The 1,340-nt window shown below is 37.9% G+C and carries 2 protein-coding genes; one reads left to right on the top strand and one right to left on the bottom strand.

Annotation, left to right across the window (positions count from 1 at the left end; genetic code table 11):
• Positions 1–128, bottom strand: a 128-nt coding sequence (locus tag FD29_RS06950) for a helix-turn-helix domain-containing protein (RefSeq protein WP_157049390.1), incomplete at its 3' end; no start/stop codon positions are given.
• Between the two features lie 222 nt (positions 129–350).
• Between FD29_RS06950 and FD29_RS06945 the strand changes: the two genes are divergently transcribed.
• On the top strand, positions 351–1,220 hold the full coding sequence (locus tag FD29_RS06945; RefSeq protein WP_057888216.1) for a peptidoglycan recognition protein family protein: 870 nt from the start codon (positions 351–353) through the stop codon (positions 1,218–1,220).
• Positions 1,221–1,340 lie beyond the last annotated feature (120 nt).

The raw sequence follows: 1,340 nt of genomic DNA, 5'->3' as shown, positions 1-1,340 counted from the left end.
CCGACCAGTTTGTTATAGACAGTCCTACTGATATTGGAATTTACCTTGATAATTTCTTTTTGCTTATTACTTGGATAAATTCTCATCTTGATGCCGTAATGATATTTGAGTTCTGTCATGGATTTCAAACCACTCACCACCATTTCAACATCAGTATATACGAACTTGTGTTCTTGTAGCAACAAAAAAATCATAAAAAAAACAAGCTATCCATCCCACGACTAAAGTCATGGGAATTCCGCCAATTATTTTAAAAAATTCAATTTTCCTAATTTCTTTGTAACAAACCTGTAACGGTCTCTACCAATCCGATGTGATACTCTTATTACTGGGTTTATAAGGGGGATATTATGATCAAAGGGAAAAGGTTATTCCTAATTTCATTTTTTGTTTTGCTATTTTCATTAATTACAAATATAAACACTATTAAGGCTGATTCTATCAATGACTATATTATTGCCAACAAGATTCAACCAGCTGGCATCACTTACCAAGAAGGTACTTTTTCACATTGGACTGGTTACCGTTATGGGGTCGGTCAACCGGAAGGCGTTATCGTTCATGAAACTTCTGAAGCTAACGTTTCAGCTCAACAATTTGCTGACCGTTTCAATGCGCAATGGCCTACTTTGCAAACTTACGTCCATGCTTTCGTTGACGACAAGCAAGTTCTAAATATTCACAATACAGACTACACAGTTTGGGGAGCTGGTCCTACTGCTAATTCTCGTTTTATCCAAGTTGAATTGTGTCGGGTAAATACACGAGAAGAATTTGCTCACTCATTAGTCAACGATGCCAATTACATCGCTAGCAAATTGATTCAATACAACTTGCCTGACGTAGCTGGAGAAACTGTTTTATCACATCAACAGACTAGCTTGTTGTGGCACCAAACCAAACACACTGACCCAGTCTACTACTTCAGTACTTGGGGTTACGATATGAATCAATTCAACGATTTGATTTCATATTATTACAACAATCAAAAAGGCTACGGCAACATCTACGGATCTGACCACGTTATCCGGGTTAAGAATAATAATGCTTCTTATGTGCCTTTAGTTTCGTTCAATGCCGACGGTTCACTCTCCAAAGAAGAAACTCGTGCCTTGTCAAACGACACTTCATGGTACACTGATAAATCTCGCAACTATGACGGTATGACATACCACCGTGTCGCTACCAACGAATGGGTTGCCGATACTTACAAGCTTTAAAAGCTGGTAAAAAGTCTGCTAATTTCTCACTCAGATTCTTTTTGAACTTTGATGATATACAATCATTTAGAATCGAGTAGGAGGTAACTTTTAATTACCGACCTCTCACACCACCGTACG

This window comes from Companilactobacillus mindensis DSM 14500 (assembly GCF_001434275.1).
Lineage (GTDB): Bacteria > Bacillota > Bacilli > Lactobacillales > Lactobacillaceae > Companilactobacillus > Companilactobacillus mindensis.
Note: the sequence above shows the minus strand (reverse complement) of the source record. Positions and strands in the feature narration are given on the sequence as shown.